24 protein-coding genes and 1 other annotated feature are annotated in these 26,374 nt (G+C 41.5%); of the genes, 8 read left to right on the forward strand and 16 right to left on the reverse strand.

Features of this window, described 5'->3' with window-relative positions; translation table 11 throughout:
* Positions 1-41 precede the first annotated feature (41 nt).
* Both MHH41_RS13175 and MHH41_RS13180 read right to left on the reverse strand, forming a co-directional pair.
* Positions 42-1,289: an FtsW/RodA/SpoVE family cell cycle protein gene (locus MHH41_RS13175; protein WP_340866434.1), complete on the reverse strand. Its 1,248-nt coding sequence runs from the start codon at positions 1,287-1,289 to the stop codon at positions 42-44.
* Positions 1,280-1,624 carry a PadR family transcriptional regulator gene (locus tag MHH41_RS13180; RefSeq protein WP_003216467.1) on the reverse strand — a complete coding sequence of 115 codons (345 nt, stop codon included), beginning with the start codon at positions 1,622-1,624 and terminating at the stop codon, positions 1,280-1,282. The genes MHH41_RS13175 and MHH41_RS13180 overlap by 10 nt, the downstream gene beginning before the upstream one ends.
* Positions 1,625-1,946: 322 nt before the next feature.
* Here MHH41_RS13180 and MHH41_RS13185 point away from each other — a divergent pair, with 322 nt between their 5' ends.
* Both MHH41_RS13185 and MHH41_RS13190 read left to right on the forward strand, forming a co-directional pair.
* Positions 1,947-2,708: an ABC transporter ATP-binding protein gene (locus MHH41_RS13185; protein ID WP_003216695.1), complete on the forward strand. Its 762-nt coding sequence runs from the start codon at positions 1,947-1,949 to the stop codon at positions 2,706-2,708.
* The gene (locus tag MHH41_RS13190) at positions 2,698-4,635 is read left to right on the forward strand and encodes an ABC transporter permease (RefSeq protein WP_340866435.1); all 1,938 of its coding nucleotides are present in this window, start codon (positions 2,698-2,700) and stop codon (positions 4,633-4,635) included. The genes MHH41_RS13185 and MHH41_RS13190 overlap by 11 nt, the downstream gene beginning before the upstream one ends.
* Before the next feature lie 40 nt (positions 4,636-4,675).
* Here MHH41_RS13190 and MHH41_RS13195 read toward each other — a convergent pair whose 3' ends face one another.
* Both MHH41_RS13195 and MHH41_RS13200 read right to left on the reverse strand, forming a co-directional pair.
* The gene (locus MHH41_RS13195) at positions 4,676-6,028 is read right to left on the reverse strand and encodes an amidohydrolase family protein (protein WP_340866436.1); all 1,353 of its coding nucleotides are present in this window, start codon (positions 6,026-6,028) and stop codon (positions 4,676-4,678) included.
* A 104-nt stretch (positions 6,029-6,132) separates the two neighbouring features.
* On the reverse strand, positions 6,133-6,720 hold the full coding sequence (locus MHH41_RS13200) for an NAD(P)H-dependent oxidoreductase (RefSeq protein WP_050943566.1): 588 nt from the start codon (positions 6,718-6,720) through the stop codon (positions 6,133-6,135).
* A gap of 117 nt (positions 6,721-6,837) precedes the next feature.
* Between MHH41_RS13200 and MHH41_RS13205 the strand changes: the two genes are divergently transcribed.
* Positions 6,838-7,284 (forward strand): MarR family winged helix-turn-helix transcriptional regulator, encoded by a 447-nt coding sequence (locus MHH41_RS13205; RefSeq protein WP_340866437.1) that lies wholly within the window; start codon positions 6,838-6,840, stop codon positions 7,282-7,284.
* Positions 7,285-7,381: 97 nt separating this feature from the next.
* On the opposite strand, the gene MHH41_RS13210 is transcribed toward MHH41_RS13205, so the two are convergent.
* The 5 genes from MHH41_RS13210 to MHH41_RS13230 all read right to left on the reverse strand — a co-directional run bounded on the left by MHH41_RS13210 (position 7,382) and on the right by MHH41_RS13230 (position 12,586).
* Entirely contained in the window at positions 7,382-7,996 is a 615-nt protein-coding gene (locus tag MHH41_RS13210) for a LysE/ArgO family amino acid transporter (protein ID WP_061409100.1), read from the reverse strand.
* A gap of 129 nt (positions 7,997-8,125) precedes the next feature.
* Positions 8,126-9,706 (reverse strand): acyl-CoA synthetase MbcS, encoded by a 1,581-nt coding sequence (gene mbcS / locus MHH41_RS13215; protein ID WP_340866438.1) that lies wholly within the window; start codon positions 9,704-9,706, stop codon positions 8,126-8,128.
* A gap of 225 nt (positions 9,707-9,931) precedes the next feature.
* On the reverse strand, positions 9,932-10,144 hold the full coding sequence (locus MHH41_RS13220; RefSeq protein WP_003216385.1) for an alpha/beta-type small acid-soluble spore protein: 213 nt from the start codon (positions 10,142-10,144) through the stop codon (positions 9,932-9,934).
* An 89-nt stretch (positions 10,145-10,233) separates the two neighbouring features.
* Positions 10,234-11,439 carry a tRNA uracil 4-sulfurtransferase ThiI gene (gene thiI / locus MHH41_RS13225; protein WP_113387238.1) on the reverse strand — a complete coding sequence of 402 codons (1,206 nt, stop codon included), beginning with the start codon at positions 11,437-11,439 and terminating at the stop codon, positions 10,234-10,236.
* A gap of 4 nt (positions 11,440-11,443) precedes the next feature.
* A complete protein-coding gene (locus MHH41_RS13230; RefSeq protein WP_050943562.1) occupies positions 11,444-12,586 on the reverse strand; it encodes a cysteine desulfurase family protein in 1,143 nt (380 codons plus the stop codon).
* Positions 12,587-12,786: 200 nt separating this feature from the next.
* Here MHH41_RS13230 and brnQ (MHH41_RS13235) point away from each other — a divergent pair, with 200 nt between their 5' ends.
* Complete coding sequence (gene brnQ, locus MHH41_RS13235) at positions 12,787-14,130, forward strand: branched-chain amino acid transport system II carrier protein (RefSeq protein ID WP_050943561.1); 1,344 nt, start codon at positions 12,787-12,789, stop codon at positions 14,128-14,130.
* Between the two features lie 210 nt (positions 14,131-14,340).
* Positions 14,341-15,684, forward strand: coding sequence for a branched-chain amino acid transport system II carrier protein (gene brnQ / locus MHH41_RS13240; protein WP_003216733.1), 1,344 nt, complete (start codon positions 14,341-14,343; stop codon positions 15,682-15,684).
* A 243-nt stretch (positions 15,685-15,927) separates the two neighbouring features.
* Here the strand turns inward: brnQ (MHH41_RS13240) and ezrA are convergent, their stop codons facing one another.
* Complete coding sequence (ezrA, locus tag MHH41_RS13245) at positions 15,928-17,631, reverse strand: septation ring formation regulator EzrA (RefSeq protein WP_321999461.1); 1,704 nt, start codon at positions 17,629-17,631, stop codon at positions 15,928-15,930.
* A gap of 340 nt (positions 17,632-17,971) precedes the next feature.
* On the opposite strand from ezrA, the gene hisJ reads away from it, so the two are divergent.
* Positions 17,972-18,787, forward strand: coding sequence for a histidinol-phosphatase HisJ (gene hisJ / locus MHH41_RS13250; protein WP_340866439.1), 816 nt, complete (start codon positions 17,972-17,974; stop codon positions 18,785-18,787).
* Here the strand turns inward: hisJ and refZ are convergent.
* A complete protein-coding gene (gene refZ, locus MHH41_RS13255; RefSeq protein WP_340866440.1) occupies positions 18,757-19,422 on the reverse strand; it encodes a forespore capture DNA-binding protein RefZ in 666 nt (221 codons plus the stop codon). The two genes, hisJ and refZ, sit on opposite strands and share 31 nt — an antisense overlap.
* Positions 19,423-19,548: 126 nt before the next feature.
* On the opposite strand from refZ, the gene MHH41_RS13260 reads away from it, so the two are divergent.
* A complete protein-coding gene (locus MHH41_RS13260; protein ID WP_340866441.1) occupies positions 19,549-20,046 on the forward strand; it encodes a GAF domain-containing protein in 498 nt (165 codons plus the stop codon).
* Between the two features lie 299 nt (positions 20,047-20,345).
* Positions 20,346-20,948, forward strand: coding sequence for a 30S ribosomal protein S4 (gene rpsD, locus MHH41_RS13265; RefSeq protein ID WP_012010904.1), 603 nt, complete (start codon positions 20,346-20,348; stop codon positions 20,946-20,948).
* A 180-nt stretch (positions 20,949-21,128) separates the two neighbouring features.
* On the opposite strand, the gene MHH41_RS13270 is transcribed toward rpsD, so the two are convergent.
* From MHH41_RS13270 to tyrS, 5 genes are all read right to left on the reverse strand, one after another.
* Positions 21,129-22,676 (reverse strand): collagen-like protein, encoded by a 1,548-nt coding sequence (locus MHH41_RS13270; protein ID WP_340866442.1) that lies wholly within the window; start codon positions 22,674-22,676, stop codon positions 21,129-21,131.
* Between the two features lie 294 nt (positions 22,677-22,970).
* The gene (locus MHH41_RS13275) at positions 22,971-23,534 is read right to left on the reverse strand and encodes a cysteine hydrolase family protein (protein WP_340866443.1); all 564 of its coding nucleotides are present in this window, start codon (positions 23,532-23,534) and stop codon (positions 22,971-22,973) included.
* 71 nt (positions 23,535-23,605) lie between these two features.
* The gene (locus MHH41_RS13280) at positions 23,606-23,815 is read right to left on the reverse strand and encodes a hypothetical protein (RefSeq protein WP_340866444.1); all 210 of its coding nucleotides are present in this window, start codon (positions 23,813-23,815) and stop codon (positions 23,606-23,608) included.
* 98 nt (positions 23,816-23,913) lie between these two features.
* Positions 23,914-24,492 (reverse strand): esterase/lipase family protein, encoded by a 579-nt coding sequence (locus MHH41_RS13285; protein WP_374726556.1) that lies wholly within the window; start codon positions 24,490-24,492, stop codon positions 23,914-23,916.
* Between the two features lie 319 nt (positions 24,493-24,811).
* Positions 24,812-26,080, reverse strand: coding sequence for a tyrosine--tRNA ligase (tyrS, locus tag MHH41_RS13290; protein ID WP_106065767.1), 1,269 nt, complete (start codon positions 26,078-26,080; stop codon positions 24,812-24,814).
* A 51-nt stretch (positions 26,081-26,131) separates the two neighbouring features.
* Positions 26,132-26,370: a binding site (T-box leader), on the reverse strand.
* Positions 26,371-26,374 lie beyond the last annotated feature (4 nt).

Raw genomic sequence — 26,374 nt, forward strand, 5'->3', positions numbered from 1 at the left:
TCTGGCTCCCAAGCTAGTGCGAAGAGATTTCATTCTTTTATTTAAGAAATGCTCTCTGCCTCTTGACGCACAATATCTTCCACCTTTCTACGTCTATAAATACTTAAAATCATCCCAACAGCCATCAATTCAAGCAGAATATGAGAACCGCCATAGCTCATGAAAGGCATGGACAATCCAGAAAAAGGCAGAAAGCCGAAATTAGTAACAATGCTTAAAATCAATTTTGCTGCAAACACAGCTGCAAAACCTGTCATCAGCATTTTTCCATAAGCCATTTTTACGCGTTTTGTTGTATGAAAGATTCGGTAAATAAAAATGACAAACAACATAAGTACAACGACTCCTGCTAGCCAGCCAAATGAAAAAATGATATATGTAAACATCCAATCAGTGTGAACCTCGGACATTGCAGAAGGAATGATTTGAAGTCCGTTTGAACTAAATTGATGAACTGTGTAAAGTTGTCTACCTGCTTGAAAAAGAGAAAACATTTCAAACATTAGATATATACCGCCTGCTGCTGCCAGCGGAATGATTTGCCTTAAACTAGCACTAGACACACACATCATCGTTAAACACATGACAAAACAGATAACGGTCGCAGGAAGAAAACCAATCGCACTGATTAGAATAACTGGTAAAGCCATAATCCCTACACCAAGCCAAGCTTTGAGACCATTCTCCCAATTCCAAGAGTGAAAGATACCTGCTAAAGAAACAGCCACAAGAAATGGTACGACCTCCGTCAAATTGATTGAGATATCGCTTAATCTTAAAAACAGAACACCGTTTACTCTTATGCCAAAAATCATCGTCAGAAGCACCATTCCAAGCGTCCCTATATATAAATGCCAGGAGTATTTCAATAAGCGCCGATAATCGAAGGAAAATAAAACAAACATAAGCACTAGTCCAACTAAATAAAAGGCGAGACTTTTATAAAAAATATTCATGTCTTGTAGATTTGTAAACCCCGAATGAAACTGCAAAAAGTACATGATAAGCAGTCCAAAAGAACAAGCTGCTAATACAAGTAGAAACATTTTAAGATCCATTTCGGTTTTATGTGTTTCATGAAGCTGCGCTCCAAGAATGGTCGCATCCCCAATTTGCTCTAGCGCTTGATCCACCGCCTCTTCTTCAGACATCCCAGCATTCATCGCTTCCTCTTTTAGCGTGTATAGATGATCCATAAGTTCAAGCTTGATTTCCGAATGGACATCTTTATTTTTGACTCGTTTACATACATTCTTCATATATTTTTCAAACTTTTTTTCTAATCCCATGCGATTTTCACTCCGTTCAACACGCCATCGACTGCATTTTTGAAAACATCCCATTCTTCTTTCTTTTCTTGCATAAATGCTTTTCCTTGTTCATTTATTTTGTAATATTTTCTTTTCCGATTGCCATTCCCTTCGCCCCAGTAAGAGATAATGAATTCTTTCCCCTCCAAGTTGTGCAAAATCGGATAGATTGTTCCTTCTTTAAAGCTGAAAATACCTTCAGACTTCTCCTCCAATGCTTTGATCATTTCATATCCATACATTGGCTTTTCATTTAACAAGCTTAAAATCAGGGTAGCTGTACTTCCCTTTAAAAGCTCTTTACTTACTTTCATTCCTGATCACTCCCAATACATAGATTTACTATGCATATATTTGATATGCATATCTTACATGAATAAAATGACCATGTAAAGCTCCAAAACGTCATAATACCAAGAAAAATCCAAGAAGATTGATACATAAGAATGAAAAACAGATAAAATGAATGTGTGATGATCAGAAACAAACTTAAACAAAACATATGAACCGTTAAAAAAAACAAGCATGTGACAACAATGTCACATGCTCGTCTGTTTTGTTCGCCAAATCGAAGGAAGTCCGGCGGGCTTCTTTTTATACTAGAGATATCAATTAAATAGAAAAGGGGATCGACAAATGAACATTTTAGAAGCTCGCAAAATATATAAAAGCTACGGAAATAAATTCAACAAACAAGAGGTGCTGAGTGGCATTGATTTGACCATTGAAGCCGGAGAATTTGTCAGTATTATGGGGCCATCAGGCTCGGGGAAAACAACCCTTCTGAACGTATTGTCCTCTATTGATCATGTGTCCAGCGGATCAATTCGTATCGCAGATGTTGAGATGACACAAATGAAAGATCAGCAGCTCGCAGAATTCAGAAAAAAGCAGCTTGGCTTTGTTTTTCAGGATTATAACTTACTTGATACACTCACGGTCAAAGAGAACATCCTCTTGCCATTATCCATCTCCAAAACGCCGAAAAAAGAAGCTTTCGAACGTTTTCAACAGCTTGCGGAGGACATGGGCATCTATGAACTAAGAGACAAATATCCGAATGAACTCTCTGGTGGACAAAAGCAGCGGACATCAGCGGTTCGTGCCTTCATTCATGAGCCAAGTCTGATTTTCGCAGATGAACCTACTGGAGCGCTTGATTCCAAATCTGCATCTGATTTACTCAATAAACTGCAAGATTTCAATCGAAAACGAAAAGCGACCATTGTCATGGTAACACATGATCCTGTCGCAGCCAGCTATTCAAGACGCGTCATTTTTATCAAGGATGGACAGATTTATACTCAGTTAAATAAAGGTGCTTTAGAGAGAAAGATGTTTTTCGAGGATATTATGAAAACGCAAGGTGTTTTAGGCGGTGTGAAGCATGAACATTAATCAGCTCATTCTCCGTAACCTGAAGAAAAATTTGAAGAATTACTATTTATATGTGTTTGCTCTCGTGTTTAGTGTGGCGCTCTACTTTTCTTTTGTCACCTTGCAGTACTCACCAGCACTTGATGATGTAAAAGGGTCCATTAAAGGCGGTGCGTCGATTAAAGCCGCTTCGGTGCTGCTTATTGCCATCGTTGGGATCTTCCTGTTATATGCGAACAGCATTTTTATTAAACGCCGAGGGAAAGAAATAGGTCTCCTGCAACTCATTGGCATGACGAAACAAAAAATTGCCAAACTGCTCAATGCAGAAAATTTTATCCTCTACGTGTTCTCAATGGCTGTTGGCATCATAGCTGGATTTGTCGGTTCAAAGCTCATGCTGATGGTGTTATTTAAAGTAACCGGCGTGAACGCCATCGCCAACCTGCATTTTTCAGGCATGGCCCTTTTGCAGACACTTATCGTCTTTTTCATCATCTATGGATTAATTATGCTAAGAAATAGACGGTTTATTAGTAAACAGACAATTTTATCTTTGTTTCGAACCACGTCTTCTACAGAGCAGCGTGTGAAAAAGATCTCTGTGTTTGAAATCATCATTGGGGTTTTCGGTATTGCCTTGATCAGCTCAGGCTATTATATTTCTTCTCAGCTTTTTAGCGGCTCATATACGTCTATACTTGAATTATTTTTAGCCATGATTTATATTCTAGCCTCTGTCATTATCGGTACCTTTCTTTTTTATAAAGGCTCTGTTTCTTTCATTGCCAATATCGTACGTAAAAGAAAAAATGGCTATCTCGCCATTCATGAAGTCCTGTCTTTGTCATCTATTATGTTCCGATTAAAATCAAATGCACTGCTTTTAACGATTATTACAACCGTATCTGCTCTTGCCATCGGGTTGTTATCTTTAAGCTACATTTCCTATTACTCAGCAGAAAAAACGGCTGAACAACAGATTCCATCACATTTTGTCATGGGCTCAGAGAAAGAAGCCAATACCTTCGCTCGTGCACTTTCTGACAAACATATTGCATATGAAAAAAAGCAGTTCAAGGTCATTCAAGCGGATTTTGACGCAAAGAAGATCATGGATTCGGAATTAGATAGTTTGAAGAAGGATCCAGGAGTCTTGACACTGTCTGTGATCAGTGAGAAAAATGCACCTAATATTCATGTGGAGAACAACGAAGTCATTTTAAGCGGCTACAGTGATATATTGAAGAAATTCATGCCGATTCAAAGCTCAGGTGATGTGAAACTTCTTATCAAGAAACCGCTTGATTTAAAAGTCATTGATATGAAGAAAGATTACATCATCTCTTACAAGTTCACTTTTGGCGGTCTGCCTGTTGCCGTCGTAAGTCAAAGTGTTTTTGAGCAGCTTGACCAGCAGAAAGATCCTAAACTGCAGCTTGAGAATAACCAATATAACGCAATCAATATAAAAGATGATCAAAATCTTGAACAAGCCAATGATGTGTTTACATCTTTAAAACTAAGTGACAACAGCATGTCTCAATTAGCTTCAGCTCAGCAGCAAAAGCAAACAATGGGACTGATGATGTTTGTGGTTGGATTTTTAGGTTTAAGCTTCCTTGTCACATCAGGCTGTATTTTATACTTCAAACAGATGAATGAAAGTGAAGAAGAACAAAGCTCTTATACGATCTTACGTAAACTTGGCTTTACAGAGAAAGATCTATTAAAAGGCATACGACTCAAACAGCTATTTAACTTTGGGATTCCGCTCATCATCGGATTGCTGCACAGCTACTTTGCCGTACAGTCAGGCTGGTTTTTATTCGGCGGTGAACTGTGGACACCAATGCTCATCGTCATGTCGATTTATACGGTGTTATATTCTATCTTCGGATTCCTATCTGTCCAGTATTACAAAAAGGTCATTAAAGAATCCTTGTAATTTATTCCCCATAGGCCGCTGCCTATGGGGATATGTTTGTTTATGATGGAGTTGATTCAAACTTATGCGATAGAATATGATCTCTTGCCGCATAAGCTTTCCGTTTGACCTCTTCTAGGTTCACACCGACAAGCTTTCCGTTTCGTTTCACTACTTTTCCGGCCACATAGACAGAATCAACATTTGAAGGGTGTGCCGTTTGGACAACCGCTCCAGCCGGATCTGTCATCGGCAGAAGATTCATGCTTGTCCGGTCGATCAGGATGAAATCAGCTTCTTTTCCAGGTGTGAGCGAGCCAATTTTATGATCAAGCTGTAATGCACGAGCTCCATTGATCGTCGCAGCTTCAAGCATTTGATGAGCAGAAATCCCAAGTTCAGGTCCTGGCATAATGCCCTCCATCAGCAATGATTGATTTTGGAGCGCGCGCTCTGCCTGAAGTCCAAATTTCATTTGAGCAAACAAATCTCCGCCTGTCGCTGTGACCACGTCTACACCGAGTGTTGGAAGAACACCTTGTTCGATCGCAAGTCCTGTGACAGGATAACCGTGACCCATCATCATCTCAATTTCAGGTGTAATGGATATGGAGCTTCCGCTGTCTGCCAGCATCTTCATTTGATCCGCATCGATTGCATTGATATGCACCATGTTGAGATCAGGTCCAAGTAATCCCGCTTTGTGAAGTCGCTCAATTGAACGATCCTCCGCTCCCCAGTTCCCAAAGCCAATATGCATACTGCATAGAGCATCTAGAGACCGGGCTGTTTCAATTTCAAATACTGAAGTTTCCCATGAAGAAAACTCTGGTCCACGAATCGCAAGCCCCATCGTCAAAAGCTGATCTGATGATTGAAAATGCGCTTTTTTCACGCGTGCTGCGTCCTCCATATTGGTGAGCGTGCTCTCCCTATCCCAATACTCAGCATCTCCAGAGGAACCGAAAGCAAAAACAGCTCGAATGCCCGCATCCTTTAATCCTCCGATGAGCTCTTCTGTATGATCCATTGAATTGATCATCGTCCAGTCTAGAAATGTGGTCACTCCGGCATCTAATGCCTCTAATGCCCCTAAATAATTTGCGATTCGATCATCGGATGGGCGTCTCATCGCACCATAGTTTCCATAATAGATTTTGCTCAAATATGTCTGCAACGACCAATCTGTGCCTATGCCTCTGATGACAGACTGCCACACATGACGATGTGTATCCACAAGCCCTGGCATGATCACCATATCGGACGCATCGACAATGTCAGCATCATTTGCTTCAATGAAAGGTCCGACCTCTAAAATGTGTGTCCCTTCAATTAATAAATCTCCTTTTTCTAAAAAACCTAAAGTTGGATCAAGTGTTAAAAGCGCTGCATCTTTAAACAATGTTTTCTTCATCCATATCCCCCTTTTCAAATGACGAGGAAGAGTTCTCCCACCCTCACTGTCATTTTAAAACATAAAAGGATCCAATTAGAAGAAAAGTGACTTCGCTAACTGTTTTATGAGCTGATTTTTCTGAAATAGTTGTAGATACGTTTTAATTTGACGTCATGTTTTCCTTTTGGGCTTTCCATCATGCCGAACTCAAAGAACTTCACAGGTTTGATTCCGACATAGTGTAAAAGGGCTCGTTTCATTAAGATCTTGTGTGCATTTTGCAAAAAGAACAAAGGGTAGTTGGTTGGCCCTTGCATCGTCGATACACAAACAGCACTTTTTCCTTTTAACAGTCCTTCTGGAAACAGCCCGCCTGTTTGACGATAAGCAAAATTCGCAGCAAACATGCGGTCAATAAAGCCAAGCAGCATGGCTGGAGGTCTTCCCCACCAAATAGGATATACGAACACGATTTTGTCCGCCCATTTGATCTTCTCCTGATACATCCGAATGTCAGGGTCTTTATGCATGTCACGCCTTTTTTTCTCTTTATTAAAAATCAGCACAGGATCAAATTCTTCTTTGTATAAATCGATGATTTTCACTTCATGAACTAGTGGATTTTCTTCACTGCCTTTCATAATTTCTTTTAAGAAAGCACCATTTAAACTATTGTGATGGGGGTGAGTATAAATAATGAGTACATTCATGTATGAGCTCCTTTTATTATCATTTGATAACTAAATGATATACCCTCGTTAAATAGTTGTCAAATGATAATTGTTTTTTGATAATAATTTTGGTATATTACGTAGGAGGTGATAAACATGAAACATCCCCATTTCTTCAAGGAATTCGTAGCATTTGCTTCTACTTTTTCAGAACTAAAACATGACCTAATGAACAAAGTCAAACCAGCTAACTTAACGACCTTACAATACTTGATACTAGAGCAGTTAGCTGTCAGCGAGCCGCTTACGCCTAGTGAAATAGCCGACTGCCAGCACATGTCTCTTCCGAATGTCAGCAGAGAACTTAAGAAACTACACGAGAAACAATTTATTGATAAAGAAGAAGACCGTGATGACAAACGAAAACACGTCATTATGCTTTCTGACAAAGGCCGTACTTGTATGAATGAAGCCTTCCAACATATCGAAGAGGTGCTATTAGACAGCCTATCTTCCTCCGATATAGAACAAATGGATGATATCGTACAAGCTCTCCGCCTTTTAAATCAAACGATTTTCAAAAAAGAACCTAAAAAAGCATGAGCGTATCGCTCATGCAGAGGATACTAAACTTCAAAATACAAAAAAGCGCGTGCCTCTCATCCGCCCAAACGCTTCTCTCTTTTTTCTCTATGTACCTTTATACAATCAATTGATACGCAATGTATAATGCGACAAGCCAGATCATGACCGCTGAAGCTTTATTGATACGGTTCATCCACTTGCCGTTTGTATCTAACTTCCCTAGCATCTTCCCTAAAAGAGCGAGCCCAATAAACCATAACCAGGACACGATGATACAAGCGAGTGTAAATGCCCATTTTTCTGCCCCACTATATTGAAGCGAATTTGTGCCAATCACGCCAATGGTATCGAGAATGGCGTGGGGATTTAAAAGTGAAACTGAACAGGCAAAGAGAATTTGTTTTCTCGCAGGCATGAATTCCTGCTTCTCTTTAGCATCTGTTGATGAGCTTGTGTTCCACACGGACCATCCCATATAAACTAAAAAACAAAATCCAATGAGATAAAGACACATTTGCAGCATAGGAATGGTGAACACCACAACAGAAACCCCAATGACAGCTAACGCAATTAAAAGTGTGTCACAAAGAGCAGCAGTGATCACGACAGGTAAAGCCTGATATAATCGCGGCTGAAGGGCTCCTTGCTGAAACACAAATACATTTTGTGCGCCCAATGGTAAAATGAGGCCAAAGGCAAGCACAATTCCATGAATGATGGCAATGAACATCTTCTAGATTCTCCTTTCCCAGAAATTCCTACACATTTTAACATAAAACGTCATGATTGCTTCCAGCAGATTTGATTTTCCATAAAAAAAGCGCTGGATGCTTTCATCCAAACGCTTTTCGTTTATTCATCATGATCCTTTTCGTGCAAGCTCTCTTTCTCTCAGTTCGACACGACGGATTTTCGCTGACGGTGTTTTTGGCAGTTCGTCAATGAATTCAATTTCTCTTGGGTATTTGTAAGGTGCTGTTGTGTTTTTCACATGTGTTTGCAGTTCTTTGATCAGCTCATCACTTTGTGCTGATTCATCACGCAGGACAACATATGCCTTCACAATGGATCCTCTGATTTCATCTGGACTCGCCACAACCGCACATTCTTTAACTGCTGGGTGTTTAATCAGTGCATCTTCTACTTCAAACGGCCCAATGGTATAGCCAGAGCTGACGATGATATCATCTCTACGGCTTTCAAACCAGAAGTACCCATCTTCGTCTTTTTTCGCGCGGTCACCCGTAATAAAGTAATTCCCGCGGCGCTGCGCCTTTGTACGCTCTTCATCTTTGTAGTATTCCTTAAATAAAGCCGGCGTTTCAAGATGAACCGCAATATCACCAATTTCTCCAGGAGCGCATACGCTGCCGTCCTCATCAATGATCTCGACTTCGTTTCCAGGTGTTGGTTTTCCCATACTGCCTGGCTTGATGTCCATTCCTTTTAGAACCCCTACGAGCAGTGTGCTTTCTGTTTGGCCATAGCCATCTCGTACTTCTATATCGAAATGCTTTTTGAATGTATCAATGACTTCACGGTTCAGCGGCTCTCCCGCAGAAACGGCACTATGCAATTTTGGCAGCTCGTACTGACTTAAGTCATCTACTTTCGCCATAAATCGGTATTCTGTCGGCGTACAGCATAGGACATTGATTTCATTTTTTTGAAGCAGCTCTAAGTACGTATTTGGATTGAATTTTCCTCCGTATACAAAGCCTTCTGCGCCACTTCCTAACACAGATAAGAGTGGGCTCCACACCCATTTTTGCCAGCCTGGTCCTGCTGTCGCCCATACTTTATCTCCTTCATTAATGGAGAGCCATGCTTTGGCAGCGGTGCGTAAATGTGCATATGCCCAGCCATGTGTATGAACAACCCCTTTTGGGTTGCCTGTTGTACCAGATGTATAGGATAAGAACGCCATGTCTGTGCGTGTTGTTGGAGCCATTGGAAGCTCGCTTGATTGGTGATCCTTTTCCGCAAGAATATTTGTCCAGCCATGATCGTTTTCACCGATTGAGAATGTTTTAAAATCGTTTGGCTGATTGGTTCCGTCGAACGATTGAATGAATGAAGAGTAAACGATCGCTCCCTTTGCTTCTGCATGTTCAATTCGGTAATCTAAATCTTTTGCACGCAGCATTTCTGAACAAGGAATGACGACCATTCCTGTTTTCAAGATCGCTAAATAAATGCTGTATGCCTCTAGCATGCGCGGCACCATCACAATGATTTTATCGCCTTTTTTAAAGCCTGCATTTAATAATACATGACCAATTTTATTTGCTTCTTCCACTAAAGATGCATACGTCACATGTGCTTCGTAGCCATTTCCATCCTGCCAGTGCAGGGCCTTTTTCTCCTTGTCATGACTGAACGCTTCAATCTCACTGACTAAGTTATATTGTTCTGGTGCAATTAAGTCTTCTCTTTTCATGGTACAGCTCCTTTTAGCCTCTTTCTATGAAACGAAACATGTTTCAATTTACCTATTCTAACATTCATAACTGAAAAATGCTTGAATTAGGACCTACTCCTAGTATTATGCCATAATTTTTTCATTCCGTCTTCTTTTTTGTAAATATTCAAACTATTTTTATGTACAAAAAGAAAAGAGCGGGAATGATCCCGCTCCTAAGCCATAGCTTTTTAATTGTGTGTCTTAGAAAGATCCGCCACCCATATGTTGTTGAGCGTAAGATACAAGACGTTTAGTGATTTCTCCACCAACTGATCCGTTAGCGCGAGCTGTTGTTTCTGGTCCAAGGTTTACACCAAATTCTGAAGCGATTTCATACTTCATTTGGTCGATCGCTTGTGCAGCGCCTGGAACGACTAATTGATTAGAACTGCTTTGTCTGTTTTGTTGAGCCATGTGTTCTCACCTCCTTGTGAATATAGAATGTGTAGAAACACATGACTTCATGCGATCGATTTTATGGTAATTATTATGAAATTTTTATTTTAGAATAAATCAGCGAATTCGTCAGCCGCTTTCTTCTCATTTGTGACGATAATCGTTTCGATTTGATCCACTGCCTCATCAAGCATTGGCTCGAAATCAGCAAAGCTTTCGTAGCGTTCTACTTTCTCAAGCTTTGGTTTTGTTTTAGGAGACGGCGGCGTAAAGATCGTACAGCAATCCTCGAAAGGTTGAATACTTGTATCGTATGTGCCAATTCGTCTCGCTTCTTCAATAATGTCATTCTTATCAACCGCAATAAGCGGGCGAATGATTGGTGTATTGGTTACATGGTTAATGGCATACATGCTTTCAAGTGTCTGACTTGCGACTTGTCCAAGGCTTTCACCGGTAATAATCGCAAGAGCATCACGCTTCTCTCTTATTTTATCTGCGATTTTCAGCATCATTCTTCTTGTTGATGTCATCGTATAGTTTTCAGGTACTTGTTTGTGAATCAGCTCTTGAATTTTTGTGAAAGGTACGATGTGAAGCTTCACTTCGCCCCCATATGCAGCTAAGCATTCTGTAAGATCAATGACCTTTTGTTTGGCACGTTCACTTGTATATGGGGGACTAAAGAAATGGACGGCCTCAATTTGAATTCCGCGTTTCATCGCTTGGTAGCCGGCAACTGGGCTGTCAAAGCCGCCTGAAAGCATGAGCATCGCTCTTCCGCTTGAACCCACTGGCAGTCCGCCTGCACCCTTGACATCTTTAAATGTAATGTATGTCGCATGTTCTCTTATTTCAATGCGCAAATGTACATCCGGCTGTTTGACATTGACCGTTAAGTTTTCCGTATTCTTCAGTACATGTCCGCCAATTTCCCGGTTCATTTCATTTGAATCAAGTTCAAATTGCTTATAAGAGCGTTTCGTTGAGACCTTAAATGTATCTCCTTGTTCATATACTTCCTGTACCGCTGTGAGTGCCGCTTCTTTGATGGCATCGAGATTTGTCTCACATTTCACCGCCAGACTAAAGCTCTGAATGCCAAATACACCTTTAAGCTGTTCTGAAATCGGTTCAGGGTCTTCACCGTTCAGCATGATCGTGATGCGGTCTCTGTCAGATGCATACTTTAATGCTTCAAAGTCTTTTAATACAAACCGGATATGCTGCCTTAGTTTTTCAATAAATTTCTTTCTATTTTTTCCTTTTGTTGAAATTTCACCAAAACGGACTAAAATATGATCATATTTCATGCTGTTATCTCATTCCTTTTAATTTTTTCACACTTTGTGCGATCGATGTGATGATTTGCGGCGCTAGTTCGGGTCCTTGTCCATACGTCAAACTGATTCTCATACTGCTTTTTGCCACTTCTTCCGGCCTCCCCATCGCTAGGAGAACTTGGCTTGGCTCTTTTTTCTTGGCTGAACAGGCAGATGTTGTCGAAACATACATGCCTTCTTTTTCAAGCATATGAAGAAGGACCTCAATTTGAATACCTGGTACTGAAAAATTCACAATGTGCGGCGCACTTTGCGTCAGCGGTGTGTTGATGACAATACCTTCTATTTCTCCAAGCTGCTTTTGCAGCTGCGTTTTTAAGTTTAGCATTTCATCATGATGTTTTTTTTGCAGCTCGAATGATTGTTTCATGGCTTTTGCTAAGCTGACAGCACCAGCAGGGTTTTCGGTACCTGAACGTAGGCCTAATTCCTGCTCTCCTCCTGTGATAAAAGGGGCAAGCACTACACCTTTCTTTAAAAAGAGCGCTCCTGTGCCTTTTAAGCCATGAATTTTATGGCCAGATATCGTCAAAAGATCCACATCCAGTTGTTTATCAAGTGCTACTCTGCACATTCCCTGCACCCCGTCGACATGAAATAGGGCATTTTCAGCATGCTCACGAATCATGCCAGCAGCTTCTTCAATTGGCTGGGTGGCACCCGTTTCGTTATTGACGTGCATCATGCTGACAAGCACTGTATCAGGGCGAAGCACTTCTTTTAAATGATTCATATCTGCATGGCCATGCTCATTTACTTGAATATAGGAGATGTCAAAACCAAATAAAGCCTTCAGCTGTTCAAACGATTCGATGACAGACGGGTGTTCAATTGCTGTTGTCACAATATGTTTCCCCCGATTCATTTTGGCGAGAGCTGCTCCTTTAATGGCGATGTTATTTGCTTCTGTTGCACCAGAAGTAAAAATAACCTCATATTGTTTCAAACCTGTATAGTGAAGGATTTGTTTTCTCGTTTCACTTAGCAAGCGGCTCGCATCAATTCCAAGCTGATGTAGCGAAGACGGATTCCCAAAAAAACGTTCACTCACTTGCTGATATACTTGTAAAACCTCAGGGTACGGTTTTGTTGTTGCACTATTATCGAGATAAATCATACTTGGACTCCTTACAAAAAGCTTTAAAAATAAATGCATTTATATGTTACCATAATGAAGTCAGACAGAGAATTTTCTGAAAATGGCAGTTGACAACTTTTCATTTTCACTATATCATGCATAGTGCAATTGGCACATAAACACCTAAATTGTCAGAATATTTAAATTTAGCACATTACATTGGATAAGGAGGAACTATTTTGAAAAATAGTTTAAGTATAAAAGAGACATTAGCCATTGGTTTAATGCTTTTTGCATTATTCTTTGGCGCAGGAAATATGATTTTCCCGCCTGTCCTTGGACAATATGCAGGTGAGAATGTTTGGCTTGCTATCGGTGGATTTTTACTCACAGGAGTTGGTCTTCCGCTTCTAGGAGTTATTGCTATTGCCCTTACAGGTACCGGTGCAAAAGGCCTTGCGGATAAAGCCCATCCTATATTTGGAACCATTTTCACTGTCATTCTGTATTTATCCATAGGACCATTTTTTGCTATCCCGCGAACAGGTACGGTTTCTTACGAGATTGGTTTAGCACCGTTTCTGTCTGAAACACAAACCTCTTCATGGGTACCGCTTTTCTTATTCACCCTTGTGTTTTTCACGATTACGTATCTGCTCGCTTTGAACCCTTCAAAGCTTGTTGATCGAATCGGCAAAGTGTTGACACCTATCTTATTAACGGTCATTGCAATTATTGTATTTAAAGCCATAGCTACACCAATGGGAATAATCGGTGCGCCTGATGCGACTTATAAAGCAAACCCTCTCTTCACTGGGTTTTTAGAGGGCTATAAAACAATGGATGCTCTCGCTTCTCTCGTATTTGGAATCGTTGTTGTGACAGCTGTTAAAGAAAGAGGCATCACAGAGCGCAAATCTCTTGCGGCGGCCTGTATAAAAGCTGGCCTTGTTGCAGCAGCTGGACTAGCACTAGTGTATATCTCGCTTGCTTATGTCGGTGCTTCAAGTCCTGATACAACCGGAATGGTTGGGGCAAATGAAGGCGGCAAACTGCTTTCACTATCAGCAAACTTTTTATTTGGTTCTGCTGGTAACATTGTCCTTGGTGTAGCCATTTTATTTGCTTGTCTCACAACAAGTGTTGGGCTTGTCTCATCATGCGGCGAATATTTTTCAAAGCTTTTCCCAGCACTTTCTTATCGCACAGTCGTACTCATTGTTTCTTTATTTAGCACATTGGTTGCAAACCTTGGACTGGCACAAATCATCTCTCTATCGGTCCCTGTACTCGTAGCGATATATCCACTGGCAATTGTCATTATTTTATTGTCATTCCTTGACCGCTGGATTAACGGTAGACGAGTGATTTATGTAGTATCCCTCATCTTTACTGGTTTCTTTGCCATCATTGATGGATTATTAGCTGCCAAAATCAATCTCGGTGGGTTGCCTGCCTTCTTAGATGCATTCATTCCATTTTACGATTTAGGCATCGGATGGGTCGTACCAGCAATTATCGGCGCAGGTATTGGCGTACTCATCTCTATGTTGACTAGCCCGCCTAAACAGCTCGCATCATAATCATACTTCAAACATCCCCTTCCAAAGATGAAGGGGATGTTTTTTTATTGTCCTCCATATACTAAAATAGAAAAATTCATGACTTTTGTACGAAAACACATGTTGACATCAGACGCACATCCTTTATAATTAGTGATTGTTAATGATGAACGGTTACCTAGCAACTAATTAACAGAATATTTCAACATAATATTGGAGGCTTTATATTCAATGAAGGCAACATTGTCGACGAAAGATACAGTTATTATCGGTTTTATGTTATTTGCTCTATTCTTCGGCGCCGGAAATATGATTTATCCACCAGAGCTTGGGCAATATGCTGGCACAAATGTATGGAAAGCAATGGGCGGATTTTTATTAACAGGTGTCGGTTTACCTCTTCTAGGGATTATTGCGATCGCTTTAACAGGTCGAGATGCGAAAGGATTAGCTGATAAAGCTCACCCAGCTTTTGGAACAGCGTTTACCGTCATTTTATATTTATCTATTGGGCCGCTTTTCGCTATTCCTCGTACAGGAACGGTTTCATATGAAATTGGTGCATTACCCTTTTTAGCAGGTGTACCAGCTTGGCTCTCCCTTCTTTTATTCACACTTGTCTTTTTTGGTATTACGTATTATCTTGCTCTAAATCCAACGAAGATTGTAGATCGTGTAGGGAAAGTGTTAACACCGATTAAATTTACGATCATTCTTATTATTATTGTCAAAGCCATTTTAACGCCGATGGGCGTCATTGGCACACCTGATGTATCCTATAGCAACGGATCATTTTTCAAAGGATTTTTAGAGGGCTATAAAACAATGGATGCTCTTGCCTCAATTGTGTTTGGGGTTGTTGTCATCAACGCCATTAAAGGACGCGGTGTGACAAGTAAAAAGGCACTGACATCTGCTTGTATCAAAGCAGGTCTGATTGCAGCCTGCGGATTAACATTTGTTTATCTATCTCTTGCTTATTTAGGCGCTTCAAGTACACATGCCATTGGTTTTGTTGGAGATGGTAGTAAAATCTTGGCTCAGTCTTCTCAATTCCTATTTGGCAGCTTAGGAAATATTGTGTTGGGTGCTGCGATTACGGTTGCTTGTTTAACAACAAGTATCGGCCTCGTTACATCATGCGGAGAGTATTTCTCGAAGTTACTACCTAAGCTTTCGTATAAAATGGTCGTTACACTCGTGACATTATTCAGTTTTATCATTTCGAATTTTGGACTTGCTCATATTATCGCTTTCTCTGTACCAGTTTTAACTGCGATTTATCCGCTAGCGATTGTGATCATTGTTTTGTCACTTGCTGATAAGTGGCTTGGACATAGAAGACCTGTATATGCTCTCTCTTTAATTTTAACAGGTTGCGTTAGCTTATTTGACGGCTTAGCAGCAGCGAAACTTCCAATCGATCCAATAAAAGACGTCTTCCAATCAATACTGCCTTTATATGACCTTGGCATAGGCTGGATTGTCCCTGCAATACTTGGAATCGTGATCGGATTTGTAATCTCTCTTTTCACTTCTTCTGCTTCAGAAGAGCGTCAAAAACAAGCGTCATAATATAAAAAAGCTGAAGTCCATTGATAGGGCTTCAGCTTAGATTGTTGACAAAGGGTTAAAATGATCTTTATTTTAACCCTTTGTCTTCTTTCAGCGTGATAGAAAACCTTTGAAGTCTAGGAAGGACGAGCACTGGCGCGGAGCGAATTTGACATTCGTGAGCACCAGCGCGCAGGACTGACAACGAATGCGAGGGTTTGTCTACACGCTGAGCTGAAGTCCATTGATAGGACTTCAGCTTTTTTATTGATGCTGATACTCTTTTTCTTGCTGAGCTAACAGCTTTTGAACAGCTCCGGGTGATGCTTTTTCAACAGCCGCTGCTGCTATATCAAATGATCCGTTGTAATCATAGGCGTAAAATCTTCGTTCAGCCTCTTTTAATTGTTCTGAAAGAATGTGGTTTTGACTTCTAAAGCGATTGCCATATTGAATGATTCGTTCAATTTGATCCACTTTACCAAGTATTTCTTCTGTCTCATCCACAACATTTTTGACTGTGTCAGAGGCATCTTTTAATTGCTGATTTACTGCCGGCATGTTGAGTGGCAGGTTTTCCAGCTGCTCGTGCACTTGATGAATCATCTCCTGCGCTTTTTCAGCCCGCTCTTTCATCTCAGCAGGTACACCTGGAATATTGCTTTTATGCAGCTGGCGTACTGTATCTGTCAGCATGGTTTTGAGCTCAGTCAGTGTTTCTCTCGCTTGTAATTCTTCTTTTCTTAATGATTGGAGATGACCTTTAAATGTGTCATGCAATGCTTTTGCATCCTCGATAAAGGTGTCCAGCTGATTGATTTCATCCATTAATAATGAATATGCCACGTGATCACGATCAAGCTTCTCACGGATTTGTTTCATCAGCTTTTCAATTTCTTCTAAACGTTTTTCAAATGCCTTCTGTTGATCGAGTTCTCCTGCTGTCAGCTTGTAGCTTTCTTTCACAAGAGCCGTTTCTGCCTTTGTTTGTGTGTGATCTTGCTCGAGCTTTTCGAATGCTTCTGTGAGCTCAGGCATTCTGCTTTTAATTTCCTGACCTGCCTCTACTTCCGCCTCTAGCTGATCATACAGCGTCTCAATCGCATCATCAATCATTTGCAGAATGCTTGATGCCTCTTCTAAATTGAGTTCATCAATGAGCAATTTTTCCGCTCTCACAAGCTGTTTGTTTAAAGTCTCCAGCTCTTTCGTGATCTGGATGTGCTCCAGCTTGTAGCCTTTTTCCGACATTTCTTGATATCCGTCTTTCAGCTTCGTCAGCTGACCTGGTACGGTTTGTTTGCAGTCTGCAATAAGCTTTGGTACATCATTGATATATAGTTGAAGCTGGTCGAGTCTGCGGTCTTGCTCAAGCAAAATTTTTCTTGCTTTCATGTAGTTTCCGTTTTCTGTTTCTTCCTCGTACTGCTTGATCCCTTCCCAGGCCTCATCTAAGTCCTGCTCCATTTTGTCATAAAGGGTGCCATACAAATGGCTGTACGCAAGCAGATTTTTTCGAACCGTTTGATATTGCTCTTTGACCTTTTCAATGTCCTTGCGATTTTGCTCCTCGCTTGTGACAAGGTCTGCAATTTCTTTTAAAATGTCTTCAATGTTCGAATCAGCAGCACTCAGCAAATCCTCAATATGCGTTAGAACCTGCTTGGCTTTGGAGAATCGATATTTATCAGAATACTCTTCTGCGTCATATAATAGCTCCTCTACCTTTGGAAGATGGGCTGTGACGATATCGTCCCACTCTGCACGCCATCTTTCAAAAAATTGCTCTGTTTCTCCGGTCATTTTTAAGTGTTTGATTTTTGAAATTTCTTCTACAATTGATCTGTTTAAAATTTCAATTTTCCATGCTTCCAATCGGTCAATCTCTTTATATATATTTTTTCTGAGGAAATAACCGACTGAAAACAAAGCAAGCAAAATGACAATTAAACCGATGATAAACTCCATAATGAGCCCCCTTGTTGTGATCTAAGTGATGTCAGGGTAAAAGTGTCCCGAGTAGACCTGAGAACCCTTTCGTGTCCGCTTTGCATTTGTCTTTTTATAAACAGGATCGTATGTTTTCCAATACCATCCATTCACGGTTGTATGTATGTTTTTCAAGAAAGTATTTGAGCGCTTTCTATCATTTGATCACACGTATCCATGTGACCTGCTTTTATGTATGCGGAAGCTGTCGTTTTCATTGTTATTATGATACCATGTAACCAGCATTTTTGGTCATGATTTTTCATTATTTTCGCTGATAAACATGACGTTTTTCAAAATATCGACAAGAGGTGACGACATGCTGAAGCAAGATGCACATCTACATACACCGTTTTGCCCTCACGGCTCGCTTGATTCTTTTCATTCTTATATTGAAAAAGCCATCAAAAAGGGATTTGATTCCATAACCTTTACCGAGCATGCCCCTCTGCCTCCATCGTTTCAAGATCCAACACCAGAGCAGGATAGTGCCATGAAGCTCCAAGAACTTGACTCGTATATAACGAAATTGGATCAGTTGAAACAGGAATACAAAGGCCAATTAATAGTAAAAACTGGGCTTGAGGTTGACTATATCAAAGAGTATGAAGAGGAAACAAGTGCCTTTTTAGACTGCTATGGTCCAGATCTAGACGATAGCATTTTATCTGTTCACTTTCTTCCTGCTGGAGATGATTATATTTGCCTTGATTTTGACGAGCATGCCTTCCAGCAGCTAATAAGCCTCTATGGCAGCATCGAACAGGTCTATCAAAGCTACTATGACCAAATTCACTCTTCTATTCTATCATCTTTAGGTCGCTATAAGCCAAATAGAATCGGTCATATCACCCTTGTGCAGAAATTCAAACAGCTTTTCCCATTTGAGATGACATCTGCACTTTGTCAAAAGGTCACCCTTTGTCTTGAAGAAACGGCAAAAAAAGGCATGTCCTTAGATTTTAATACATCAGGTCTTCGTAAAACATATGCCAGAAGTATCTATTTAGATCAATGGATGATTGATCTTGCAAAACAGAAAAAAATTCCGCTCATTTTTGGGTCTGATGCCCATCAAGCGGAAGATCTCGGATATGCTTATGATCAATTCGAAGACATCATGAGTTTTAAATGAGAATCTAATGCCGGCTTTTTTGGTTCTAGTAAATGATGAAGCGAGCGGCTCAGTTCTTTAAAATACGTTTGATAGAAATAAGGCTCATTTGGATTTAAATAAAGCACCTCCGTTAAATATTGCGGCTGTAAATAGGGCATCATGAGTAGTGATTTCAGCTGAATCATAAAAGAGGAGATGGAGAGCTGCTCACAAATCACATGGGTGCTTTTTCCTTTTTCAATGATGAGCTGAAACAAATATTTTTCTTTCGTTAAATAGGTCGACATAATTTCTCTAATGAGCGTCGAATCAATCGTTACCTCTCGATAAACGAAACGGGTTAATTGACGGTGCTTGTGCTGATAAGATAAAATATCAAAAACCACATGTAGTAAGCATTCTTTTGCATGACGAGTTTCCATGTGATGGATATGTGATTCAATCATGTGAATATAGCCTTCATAAAAATCGGATACGAGCTGCTCAAGCAGCCCTCCTTTTCCTTGAAAGTAATAAGAAATGTGGGCAACATTGACGTTTGCTTCCTTCGCAATCTCACGGACAGAGGTTCCAGAAAATCCTTTTTGGTTAAAAAGTCTGATGGCAGCTTCAATAATACGGTCTTTTGTTTGCATGGTTGTTGATGCTTTCATCCGCTCACCCCTCTTCATGTGTACATACTTCAAGATGAAGGCGGAAGTTCCTTTTACAATTGCTCGACAAATCCCACATGTGAGACGCAAGTTATGTATTTTTGAGATAGAAAGTAGGAGATTTTCATGTTTCATGTCGAAAAACAGTCTGGCGATCCATCAAAAAACTATCAATTGCTCGTTAAACAGGTCGAAGCCATTACAGATGGTGAGCCTGATCTAATTGCCAATCTAGCAAATGCCGCGGCGCTATTGTATCATTCACTCCAAGAGGTCAATTGGGCAGGGTTTTATTTGGCTAAAGGCGGCGAGCTTGTGCTCGGACCGTTTAACGGACTGCCTGCATGTGTGCGTATCCCATCTGGAAAAGGCGTTTGCGGTACGGCATTTGCAACAGGTGAAGTCCAGCGTATCGCTGATGTGCACGCATTCCCTGGGCATATCGCATGTGATGCAGCATCACAATCTGAAATTGTCGTTCCGCTCAAGGTAAATGGAGAGATCATTGGGGTGCTCGACATTGACAGTCCCGTGAAAGACCGTTTCAGTGAAGTAGATGAAACCTACTTAATTCAATTTACCGAGGTACTCCAGAAGGCATTATCCGCCTCTACAAATGCGTAATCTTACAAAAAAGCAGGCACATTGTCTGCTTTTTTATTTTTCTTCGCAGACGCAAGGCACCACCATTGCCTCTAAATAGGTTGACTTCTCCTATCCAGCGTCATATAATAGAGTTTGTGTGAAATATGGCAGCCTTTTTGTTCGGCTTTTTTGTATCATTTTGTTCCTTCTATATGAAGGTGCATCTTGTAACTCCCTGCTGCTGGAGCGAGGATGCATGAAAACATAATGACGGAAAAGACAAAGAACAGACGGTTTTTATTTTTCACAAATAAAAACAAATAAGGAGGAGTCACATTATGGCTCGCTATACAGGTCCAAGTTGGAAGATTTCCCGCCGTTTAGGCATTTCATTAAGCGGAACAGGTAAGGAACTTGAAAAACGCCCTTATGCTCCAGGCCCACATGGTCCAGGACAACGCAAAAAACTATCTGAATACGGTTTACAATTACAAGAGAAGCAAAAGCTTCGTCACATGTACGGTGTCAACGAACGTCAATTCCGTACACTATTTGACAAAGCTGCTAAACTTCCTGGTAAACAAGGTGAAAACTTCATGATCCTTCTTGAAACTCGCCTTGACAACCTAGTATACCGTCTTGGCCTTGCTCGTACTCGTCGCCAAGCTCGTCAGCTAGTCAACCATGGTCACATCCTTGTTGATGGAAGCCGTGTAGACATCCCATCTTTCTCTGTGAAACCAGGTCAAACGATTGCTCTTCGTGAGAAATCTCAAAACCTTGCAGTTGTGAAAGAATCAGTTGAAGTTAACAGCTTCGTTCCTGAATACCTTACTTTCGATGCTGAAAAGCTTGAAGGAACTTTCACTCGTCTTCCAGAGCGTTCTGAATTAGCGCCTGAAATCAGCGAACAACTAATCGTTGAGTTCTACTCTCGTTAATTTCATGACTCTCCAAAGAGAGATCAAAAAAACCCTATATCCCTTGATTGTTCAAGGTGGTCTAGGGTTTTTTGTTTGCATTCTCCTATGAACAAATCAATTTAAAACATATATAGAAAACAGACTATACACAAGACGAGCACCAGACAAAACTTCTAAAAGCATTTCTACACATTTAAGTTAGTCTAATTTTTTAATAATAATAGAGGCATTCACGTTTGTTTGAGTCCCTCCTGCTAGGGTTTGAAGAGTAACTGCTGCTGCGGAAGTATGGTTTACAAGAGTAAGCGTGTCACCCGCTGCTAGAGCGAGGATTGCCTGACCGTTATTCTGTTGAGTGCCAGCTCCTGACCCATAAACTGTGTTCGTCACAGGACCTCCATTTACAAATAGGGTAAATTGATTTGGCTCTACGCCAGAAACTGAAAAAGTAACCTCGTAGTTTCCTGGATTGGTGACTATAATTTGAGAAGTTCCAGGGGCATGTGTAATACCAGAAGTAATAATTCCAGTTGAGTCAAAAATTACCGGAGCCTCTAAAGCTACTGTTTCAGCACTTAGATTGTATACATAAGCAAATTCAGCTAGCCCTGCTCCTGTGACTCCGGTGGCTCCGGTATCTCCTGTGGCACCCGTGGCTCCTGTTGCTCCCGTGGCTCCCGTGGCTCCCGTGGCTCCGGTATCTCCTGTGGCTCCGGTATCTCCTGTGGCTCCCGTGGCTCCGGTATCTCCTGTGGCTCCAGTGGCTCCCGTGGCTCCGGTATCTCCTGTGGCTCCAGTGGCTCCTGTTGGACCAGTGGCTCCGGTATCTCCTGTGGCTCCCGTGGCTCCGGTATCTCCTGTGGCTCCCGTGGCTCCGATATCTCCTGTGGCTCCCGTGGCTCCGGTATCTCCTGTGGCTCCCGTGGCTCCGGTATCTCCTGTGGCTCCCGTGACTCCTGTGGCTCCGATATCTCCTGTGGCTCCAGTGGCTCCCGTGGCTCCGATATCTCCTGTGGCTCCCGTGGCTCCGGTATCTCCTGTAGCTCCCGTGGCTCCGGTATCTCCTATGGCTCCCGTGGCTCCCGTGACTCCAGTGGCTCCGATATCTCCTGTGGCTCCCGTGGCTCCCGTGGCTCCGGTATCTCCTATGGCTCCCGTGGCTCCCGTGGCTCCGGTATCTCCTGTGGCACCTGTGGCTCCGGTATCTCCTGTGGCTCCCGTGGCTCCCGTGGCTCCGGTATCTCCTGTGGCTCCAGTGGCTCCGGTATCTCCTGTGGCTCCCGTGACTCCAGTGGCTCCGATATCTCCTGTGGCTCCCGTGGCTCCCGTGGCTCCGGTATCTCCTGTGGCTCCCGTGACTCCAGTGGCTCCGATATCTCCTGTGGCTCCCGTTGCGCCCGCGGCACCTGTGGCTCCCGTGGCTCCCGTGGCTCCGATATCTCCTGTGGCTCCCGTGGCTCCGATATCTCCTGTGGCTCCCGTGGCTCCTGTGGCTCCTGTTGGACCGGTCGCTCCTGTGGCTCCCGTTGCTCCCGCGGCACCTGTGGCTCCCGTGGCTCCAGTGGCTCCTGTGCCCGTGCCCGTTGCTCCTGTTGGACCGGTCGCTCCTGTAGCTCCTCGAATCCCTCGTAATCCCCGTAATCCTCTTCGTCCTACAATTACTTTTGTTTCACAAATAATGCAGCAGTTTGATTTTGATAGTTTCTGTTTACAATTAGGGCATTTTTTATACTTATCACAACCCATCAGTTGTTCATCTCCTTTATCATTATTCATATGCCACATCTGTAAATAGGTGTGGATAAGTAAAACGTACAAAGAATAAAGATAAGCGTAGAATAAACACAAATTGCCAGATTATTCTTAAATTCTTTTGGTTTTGAAAATTTGATTGTATTTTGCGCTAAATTTGTCTATTGTTTTTTCATAAAAAGCTATTCAAAACCATATAATCTATCATGAAAAAAATCCCCTAGAATTCTAGAGGATTTTTTTGTTCCAAGGTTCTCTCAAGTATTATTAAGCGTATGGCGGTATCTTTTATTTTACCATCCAATTACTAATCAATTGATCTGTTGTCATGACAGTCGCAAATTCATCATGCAGTGTGGCAAGTGAGAGACGATGAATCATTTCAGGATCAAAATATGTACCGGTATGATCTGTTAGTCCAAAGGCGGCTGTTGCATCTGAGATGAGGTACGTATCAAAGCCAAGGTTTCCGCTCATTCTTGTGGTTGTGGATACGCAGTGCGGTGTTGTGAGCCCTGCAATCACGACCGTGTCAATATGGTTTGATCTTAACTGTTCCTCCAAGTTCGTACCAATGAAACTGCTGTTGACTTTCTTTTGGATCACCGTTTCTTCCTCTAACGGTCTGGCGATATCTTTGAACAGATGTCCTTCATTTGCCGGATGAAACACAGAGTCTGGATTGCCGGATGTATGCTGAATATGAATGACTGTCCAGCCTTTCTCTCTCCAAAACCTCAATAGGCGGCTGATATTCTCCTCTGCCTCTAGATTATTTCGTTCTCCCCATTTTTCATGCTCGAACGCCTTCTGTACATCGACAATGATCAAAGCCTTTTGACTCGTTTGCACAAACGCTCACCTCCAAATATTATTATCCACTACATGTAGTGTAAGGAATGGTGATCCATTTGTACATGCTTTTACTGGTGTTTTACCTGTTTTTGCATCAAAAAAACAAACCACACACTAGTGATGATGTAATAGATACCGATAATCGGTGTACAATTAGATAGCACCTCATCTATTTGAACTGATTTGACGAACTTCATCCAAATGAAATAGATGATGAGAAATGAGCATAGAAAATAGAGAAAGTATCCGAAGAAATAATGCTTGAGTTTTTGCGTCATCGTTTTTCCTCCCTTTTCAATATCTCTCTCATCTAGCAGTTGCCATATGTCAGATGACATCAAAAAAGACAGCGGCTTTCGCTGTCTTTTTTTGCTTTTTAATTCGTATTCTGTCCTCCGCCGTTCAGTCCTTCTTTAATATACCCTTTCACTTGGCTTGAGGTTAATAGACCGATATGACCAACGCCATGGATCAGGACGTTTTTTGCGCCAATTAAACGCGAGAGACTGTTGACAACAATCATATCGGCTGAGCTATAGACAGATGTGTAAAGAATTTTTTGATTTGGATCTGTGCCTGGTAGTGCTCTGCTTGAAACAAGTCCGTTTGCTCCACCAATTGTGACGACGTTTTCAATTTTATCACCGCCGTCTAGATTCTTAATATAATATAGCGTGTTCGCTCCGCCCATACTATGACCCACAATATCTACTTTTTTAGCACCCGTTTTGTCTAACACATCTTTGACGAATCTAGATAGACGCGGACCATTGTTGCGGTTATTCCCTGTTTTGTCTATGAAATCGATAGCAAATAATTTGTTACGATCCCAGCCTTGTGTGACCAAGTAACTTTTAATAGAAGCAAAGTTATAAGACGCACCGCCAATGCCATGTACCATCACAACCGGATTGTGCTCAGCCGCTTTGATCTCTTTCGGCTGGATGAAGGCCATTGAACCTATCACTAATGCAAGCGCAACAAGAATTTGCAAACTCTTTTTCTTAAAACAAATCACTTTCATTCCCCCTTATTCATCTTATTCGACTCTATTTTATACAAGAAAAATATGTCATAAAAGTGAACAAGGCACTGTTTGTTGCTCTATTTTATAGAAAATAATTACTGAAAAAGCACCTTTGACTTTCTAAGCGTCAATGCCAAAAGACTAGGCAATGTCTCTATGAGCAGTCTATTAGACTCTTAACTGAGCACCCTCCTCACATTTTGAATAAAAAAAGCAGCCGGTAATCTCAGCCGGCTGCAAATCGTTTTTATTTGTAATTCACAAGGAAGTATTTCTTTTTCCCTCTTCTTAAGACGGTAAATTGGTTTTCAATTCTATCTTCAGCTGAAAGGACGTAGTCTTTATCGGTTTGTCTCTCTCCGTTGATGGAAACTGCACCATTTGTGATGTCTTCACGCGCTTGACGTTTTGATGGTGACAGCTTTGATTCCACAAGGACATCGACAAGTGTTAACTCTTCCGTGCTGCTTTTCTCCATTGATGGAACATCTTTAAAGCCTACTTTGACTTCTTCGGCTGAAAGAGATTTAATCTCGCCTTTGAATAGTGCATTTGAGATGTTGACCGCCTGTTCTAGTGATTCACGGCCATGTACAAGTGTCGTCACTTCCTCTGCTAGACGGCGCTGTGCTTCACGTTTTTCAGGTGCTGTTTGCACTTTTTCTTCGTACGATGCGATCTCTTCTTTTGATAAGAACGTAAAGTATTTTAAGTATTTCACGACGTCACGGTCATCTGTGTTGATCCAAAATTGGTAGAACTCATATGGAGATGTTTTTTCTTTATCTAACCAGATGGCGCCGCCTTCTGTTTTACCAAATTTCGTACCGTCTGCTTTCGTGACGAGCGGCATCGTTAAACCGAATGCTTTTGCCCCTTCTGCTTCAGACTTACGGATCAGTTCAAGTCCAGATGTGATATTTCCCCACTGGTCGCTTCCGCCAATTTGCAGCTTACAGTTTTCATTTCTGTAAAGATTTAAGAAGTCTAAAGATTGCAGGATGACGTAGCTAAACTCTGTGTACGAAATGCCTGTCTCAATCCGTGAGCTGACGATATCTTTTGCCAGCATGAAGTTCACACCGAAATTCTTTCCAATATCACGAAGGAACGTGATGACATTCATTTGGCTGATCCAGTCGTAGTTATTCACGATAACGGCTGGGTTCTCGCCTGCTTCAAAATCAAGAAATTGAGAGAGCTGTCCTTTGATTTTATCTGACCACTGTTCGACGATTTCTGCTGGGTTTAGTGAACGTTCTGCTTTTTTGAAGCTAGGATCGCCGATTAGTCCAGTTGCGCCACCAACAAGAGCAATCGGGTGATGGCCTGCTTCCTGGAATCTGCGTAATGTTAAAATTGGCAATAGGTGACCAATGTGTAAGCTGTCCGCTGTTGGGTCAAAGCCGGAGTAAAGCTTGATTTTTTCTTCCGATAATAATTTTGTTAAACCTTCTTCATCTGTTTGCTGCTGAATTAATCCTCTGAACGATAACTCTTCCATCAATTGACTCATATCCAATTCTCCTTTTTACAATTCAACATAAAAAACGCCCCTTCGAATGAACGAAGGGACGATATATATCGCGGTACCACCCTGCTTAAAAGACAATAAATCACGCCTTTTCACTTACACTGATAACGGATAGATCCGTTCTTTCACTAATCAGGACAGCATACATGCTCCTTTTCGTAAAAGCGGTTCGTGAGGGTAATTCGAATATCTCTTTGTACTGACTCGCACCAGCCGTCAGCTCTCTTGGACAGGGAAAGATGATTCTACTGAATCTCAGTCAAAACCTTTACATAT

Origin of the sequence: Bacillus sp. FSL K6-1145, from assembly GCF_038003425.1 — a bacterium.
In the GTDB taxonomy this organism is placed as follows: Bacteria; Bacillota; Bacilli; order Bacillales; family Bacillaceae; genus Bacillus; species Bacillus pumilus.

Coding starts and splice junctions, on each gene's coding strand:
- MHH41_RS13270 (WP_340866442.1), bottom strand. CDS start 22,676: ATGGGTTGTGATAAGTATAAAAAATGCCCTAATTGTAAACAGAAACTA.
- mbcS (WP_340866438.1), bottom strand. CDS start 9,706: ATGAAAAGAGAAGACTTAATTGCACCAGAACAATATAACTTAGTCAGT.
- MHH41_RS13185 (WP_003216695.1), top strand. CDS start 1,947: ATGAACATTTTAGAAGCTCGCAAAATATATAAAAGCTACGGAAATAAA.
- ezrA (WP_321999461.1), bottom strand. CDS start 17,631: ATGGAGTTTATCATCGGTTTAATTGTCATTTTGCTTGCTTTGTTTTCA.
- hisJ (WP_340866439.1), top strand. CDS start 17,972: ATGCTGAAGCAAGATGCACATCTACATACACCGTTTTGCCCTCACGGC.
- thiI (WP_113387238.1), bottom strand. CDS start 11,439: ATGAAATATGATCATATTTTAGTCCGTTTTGGTGAAATTTCAACAAAA.
- brnQ (WP_003216733.1), top strand. CDS start 14,341: ATGAAGGCAACATTGTCGACGAAAGATACAGTTATTATCGGTTTTATG.
- MHH41_RS13230 (WP_050943562.1), bottom strand. CDS start 12,586: ATGATTTATCTCGATAATAGTGCAACAACAAAACCGTACCCTGAGGTT.
- refZ (WP_340866440.1), bottom strand. CDS start 19,422: ATGAAAGCATCAACAACCATGCAAACAAAAGACCGTATTATTGAAGCT.
- MHH41_RS13210 (WP_061409100.1), bottom strand. CDS start 7,996: ATGTTCATTGCCATCATTCATGGAATTGTGCTTGCCTTTGGCCTCATT.
- MHH41_RS13175 (WP_340866434.1), bottom strand. CDS start 1,289: ATGGGATTAGAAAAAAAGTTTGAAAAATATATGAAGAATGTATGTAAA.
- MHH41_RS13260 (WP_340866441.1), top strand. CDS start 19,549: ATGTTTCATGTCGAAAAACAGTCTGGCGATCCATCAAAAAACTATCAA.
- MHH41_RS13180 (WP_003216467.1), bottom strand. CDS start 1,624: ATGAAAGTAAGTAAAGAGCTTTTAAAGGGAAGTACAGCTACCCTGATT.
- tyrS (WP_106065767.1), bottom strand. CDS start 26,080: ATGAGTCAATTGATGGAAGAGTTATCGTTCAGAGGATTAATTCAGCAG.
- MHH41_RS13285 (WP_374726556.1), bottom strand. CDS start 24,492: ATGGCCTTCATCCAGCCGAAAGAGATCAAAGCGGCTGAGCACAATCCG.
- rpsD (WP_012010904.1), top strand. CDS start 20,346: ATGGCTCGCTATACAGGTCCAAGTTGGAAGATTTCCCGCCGTTTAGGC.
- MHH41_RS13190 (WP_340866435.1), top strand. CDS start 2,698: ATGAACATTAATCAGCTCATTCTCCGTAACCTGAAGAAAAATTTGAAG.
- MHH41_RS13205 (WP_340866437.1), top strand. CDS start 6,838: ATGAAACATCCCCATTTCTTCAAGGAATTCGTAGCATTTGCTTCTACT.
- MHH41_RS13280 (WP_340866444.1), bottom strand. CDS start 23,815: ATGACGCAAAAACTCAAGCATTATTTCTTCGGATACTTTCTCTATTTT.
- MHH41_RS13220 (WP_003216385.1), bottom strand. CDS start 10,144: ATGGCTCAACAAAACAGACAAAGCAGTTCTAATCAATTAGTCGTTCCA.
- MHH41_RS13200 (WP_050943566.1), bottom strand. CDS start 6,720: ATGAATGTACTCATTATTTATACTCACCCCCATCACAATAGTTTAAAT.
- MHH41_RS13195 (WP_340866436.1), bottom strand. CDS start 6,028: ATGAAGAAAACATTGTTTAAAGATGCAGCGCTTTTAACACTTGATCCA.